Origin of the sequence: Kitasatospora sp. NPDC059803 (genome assembly GCF_042732255.1) — a bacterium.
Lineage (GTDB): Bacteria > Actinomycetota > Actinomycetes > Streptomycetales > Streptomycetaceae > Kitasatospora.
Genome location: NZ_JBHWIJ010000283.1, coordinates 1 through 4,307, shown reverse-complemented (window position 1 = coordinate 4,307; position 4,307 = coordinate 1). Strand labels below are relative to the sequence as shown.

3 protein-coding genes are annotated in these 4,307 nt (G+C 72.0%); 2 read left to right on the top strand and 1 reads right to left on the bottom strand.

The genetic code is table 11. From position 1 onward, the window contains the following. Window positions 1-169 precede the first annotated feature (169 nt). On the bottom strand, window positions 170-1,594 hold the full coding sequence (locus ACFV6I_RS31960; protein ID WP_380429070.1) for a serine hydrolase domain-containing protein: 1,425 nt from the start codon (window positions 1,592-1,594) through the stop codon (window positions 170-172). Window positions 1,595-2,062: 468 nt separating this feature from the next. Here ACFV6I_RS31960 and tdh point away from each other — a divergent pair, with 468 nt between their 5' ends. After that, the gene (tdh, locus tag ACFV6I_RS31955) at window positions 2,063-3,091 is read left to right on the top strand and encodes an L-threonine 3-dehydrogenase (protein WP_063346237.1); all 1,029 of its coding nucleotides are present in this window, start codon (window positions 2,063-2,065) and stop codon (window positions 3,089-3,091) included. 31 nt (window positions 3,092-3,122) lie between these two features. Then, window positions 3,123-4,307 (top strand): glycine C-acetyltransferase (locus tag ACFV6I_RS31950; RefSeq protein WP_380429067.1); only part of this gene is annotated, 1,185 nt, incomplete at its 3' end.

Below are 4,307 nucleotides of genomic sequence, written 5' to 3'. Positions count from 1 at the left end.
CACCCCCCGCGCGGTGTGGGTCCTCCTATAACTACCTCGTGGGGGGGGGGTGTGGTGCTGGGGGGGCGGGGCGGCCGCCCCGGGCGCGGGCCCGGGCCGCCCCCCCCCCACGGGTGGGGCTCCGATGGCTCTGGCGCTCAGGCACTCAAGCGTTCAGGCGGTCTGGTGCTCAGGCGTTGACCGTGGTCGGCGCGCCGGAGGCGGGCCCCGGGGCGCCGGGCGAGGCCGGGGACGAGGCCGACCCCGATCCCGAGGGCGAGAGCGAGGGCGACGGTGACGCGGACCCCGAGGACGAGGCCGACGGCGAGGCGGTGTTCACGGGCGGGATCGAGTAGACGTTCTTCGGCGAGACGATCTGCGTGATCGCCTTCGCGAACAGCGAGGACGGCTCCGAACCCCGGTACGGCACATCGGTGTTGAGCAGCACCACCAGGGTGGCCTGGGACTGCGGCAGGTACACCGCCACGGTCTCGTAACCGGGCAGCGAGCCGTTGTGCCCGATCCACCCGTTGTTGTTGAACAGCCCGAGGCCGTAGCCGACGCCGGGGTCGCCGGTCGGCTGGGTCTTCAACCGCTGGGACTGGGTGTCCTGCTTCAGCAGGGAGCCGGTGGCCAGGGACTTCGTCCAGTTCTGCAGGTCGGTGAGGTTGGAGATGACCGCCCCGGCCGACCAGGCCCAGGACGGGTTCCAGTCGGTGGCGTCCGTGGTCTGGCCGTTGGGAGTCTGGTCGGTGTAGCCGCGGGCGTGCGGGTCGGGGAAGGTCGCGTCGGTCGGGAAGACCGTCCCGTTCAGCCCGGCCTGGCTGAACACCTGGTCCTTGAGGAACTGGTCCACGGGCTCCCCGCCGGCCTTCTCGATGACCTTGCCGAGCAGGATGTAGTTGCTGTTGCTGTACTGGAACTTGCTGCCCGGCGGGAAGTTCGCCGGGTGCTTGTACCCGTAGGCGAGCAGCTGGTCGGGCGTGAACACCCGGTTCGGGTCGCTGATCAGCGCGTTCACGAAGTCCGGGTCGGAGGTGTACGGGAACAGGCCGCTGCGCATCCCGGCGAGCTGGCGGATGGTGATGTTGTCGCCGCCGGGCACGCCGTCCACGTACTTGGAGACCGGGTCGTCCAGGCCCACCTTGCCCTGGTCGACCAGCCGCAGCACGCCGGTCGCCGTGAAGGTCTTGGTCACGCTGCCGATCCGCATGTTCAGATCGGGCGACATCGGGGTGCCGGACTTGTCGGCCTGGCCGAAGGCCCGTTGGTAGCTGCCGTCGGGGGTGGTGATCCCGACGATCACGCCGGGGGTGGAGGTCTGGTTCAGCACCTGCTTGATCGCGGCGTCCAGCTGTTTGGCGACGTCGGGGGTCAGCGGCACCACCGCGCCGGCCGAGCCGCTCGCGGCGCCCGAGCCGGCGGTGGAGCCCGACGCGGACGGGCTGAGCGCGGCCGGCTCGGCGGTGAGGGCCGCGCCGCCGGCCGACCGGTTCGGCGGCGACCCGCCGGAGCAGGCCGCGGTCGCGAGCAGGCCGGTCAGCACCAGGGCGGCGCAGGCCGCTCGGCGGGTGGAACGGGACGCGGCCGGATGCGGCCGTCGGATCGTGGTCATAGGTCGAGGCGCCTCTCTGCGGCGGACGGCCCCGGAGCGCTGCTCCACGAGGCCGACGGGGGAGCGCCGCCACCGTAAGCACCGCCGGTGCGGCCCCGCGCGTCGGCCGCCTCGGGGCTGACCCGAACGGACCCAGCGGTCAGCCGACTGCCCCAGCCGGCTGGCGCACATCGCCTCCCGTGTTGTCAAGGACCGCTGCCCACTGGGGGATTGGTGTCGCGGAAGCGGGCTCGCGCTCGGCCGAACAGGTGAGCACCGGCATGCCGCACCCGCCCCCGGCCCCAGCTCGGGCACGATCGTTTAGCCCAGCTGTGGCCGCCCTTAAGAATTCCTCGATGGACCGAACCCGCTCTCACCAGGCAGATTGCTGCCTGCCCGGAACGCGTCCGCCAGGAACGGCCACACCGGGGCCACTCGGCCTGCCCACCCGCGAAGGCCGCCCCACTCGCACGTCAGGAGCCGTCGCCCGTGAAGGCACTCGTCAAGCAGAAGGCCGAGCCCGGGCTCTGGCTGGTGGACGTCCCGAAGCCGGAGATCGGCCCCGGCGAGGTGCTGATCAAGGTGCTGCGGACCGGCATCTGCGGCACCGACCTGCACATCCGCAACTGGGACGGCTGGGCCCAGCAGACCATCACGACCCCGCTGGTGCTCGGCCACGAGTTCGTCGGCGAGGTCGCCGAGATCGGCGCCGGCGTCGCGGACATCGCGGTCGGCGACCGGGTCAGCGGCGAGGGCCACCTGGTCTGCGGCAAGTGCCGCAACTGCCAGGCCGGCCGCCGCCACCTGTGCCGCAACACGGTCGGCCTCGGCGTCGGCCGGGACGGCGCCTTCGCCGAGTACGTGGCCCTGCCCGCCTCCAACGTCTGGGTGCACCGGGTGCCGGTCGACCTGGACGTGGCCGCGATCTTCGACCCGTTCGGCAACGCCGTCCACACCGCGCTCTCCTTCCCGCTGGTCGGCGAGGACGTGCTGATCACCGGCGCGGGCCCGATCGGCATCATGGCGGCCGCCGTCGCCAAGCACGCCGGCGCCCGCAACGTGATGATCACCGACGTCTCCCCGTACCGCCTCGACCTGGCCCGGGAGGTCGGCGTCACGCTGGCGCTGAACGTCGCCGAGCACACCATCGAGGAGGGCCAGCAGAAGCTCGGCCTGCGCGAGGGCTTCGACGTCGGCCTGGAGATGTCCGGCCGCCCCGAGGCGATGCAGTCGATGATCGCCAACATGACCCACGGCGGGAAGATCGCCGTGCTCGGCCTGCCCGCCGAGCAGTTCCCGATCGACTGGGCCTCGGTCGTCACCTCGATGCTCACCATCAAGGGCATCTACGGCCGCGAGATGTTCGAGACCTGGTACGCGATGTCCGTGCTGCTGGAGGGCGGGCTGGACCTCGCCCCGGTGATCACCGGCCGGTACGCCGCCGACGACTTCGCGGCCGCCTTCGACGAGGCCGCCAGCGGCCGCTGCGGCAAGATCATCCTCGACTGGACCGCCTGAGCCCCCCGTTCGTCCTCGTTAGGAGTCCGCAGTGTTCGACAACGTGCGCGCCGACATCGCCATCACCCTCGACGAGATCCGCGAGGCCGGGCTCTTCAAGCCCGAGCGGGTCATCGGCACCCCGCAGAGCGCCGCGGTCACCGTCACCGGCGGCGGCCGCCCCGGTGAGGTGCTGAACTTCTGCGCCAACAACTACCTCGGCCTGGCCGACCACCCCGAGGTGCTCGCCGCCGCCAAGGACGCGCTGGACCGCTGGGGCTACGGCATGGCCTCGGTGCGCTTCATCTGCGGCACCCAGGACGTCCACAAGGCGCTGGAGGACCGGCTCTCGGCCTTCCTGGGCCAGGAGGACACCATCCTGTACTCCTCCTGCTTCGACGCCAACGGCGGCGTCTTCGAGACCCTGCTCGACGACCGCGACGCCGTCATCTCCGACGCGCTCAACCACGCGAGCATCATCGACGGCATCCGGCTCAGCAAGGCCCGCCGCCACCGCTACGCCAACCGCGACCTGGCCGACCTGGAGCAGCAGCTCAAGGAGACCCAGGACGCCCGCCGCCGCCTGATCGTCACCGACGGCGTGTTCTCGATGGACGGCTACGTCGCCCCGCTGCGCGAGATCTGCGACCTGGCCGACCGCTACGACGCCATGGTCATGGTCGACGACTCGCACGCCGTCGGCTTCGTCGGCCCCGGCGGCCGCGGCACCCCCGAACAGCACGGCGTGATGGACCGCGTGGACATCATCACCGGCACCCTCGGCAAGGCGCTCGGCGGCGCCTCCGGCGGCTACGTCGCCGCCCGCCGGGAGATCGTCGCCCTGCTGCGCCAGCGCTCCCGCCCGTACCTGTTCTCCAACTCGCTCGCCCCGGTGATCGCGGCGGCCTCGCTGAAGGTGCTCGACCTGGTCGAGCAGTCCAACGAGCTGCGCGAGCGGCTGGCGGCCAACACGGCGCTGTTCCGCAGCAGGATGACCGAGGCCGGCTTCGAGATCCTGCCGGGCGACCACCCGATCGCCCCGGTGATGATCGGCGATGCGGCCAAGGCCGGCCGGCTCGCCGAACTGCTGCTGGAGCGCGGCGTGTACGTGATCGGCTTCTCGTTCCCGGTGGTCCCGCACGGCCAGGCCCGGATCCGGGTGCAGCTGTCCGCCGCGCACTCCACCGAGGACGTCGAGCGCGCCGTCGCCCCCGTCGTCGACGCGCCCGCCCCCCAG

Excerpts from the sequence above, each read along its gene's own strand:
- ACFV6I_RS31960 (WP_380429070.1), bottom strand. The coding sequence starts at position 1,594 with ATGACCACGATCCGACGGCCGCATCCGGCCGCGTCCCGTTCCACCCGC.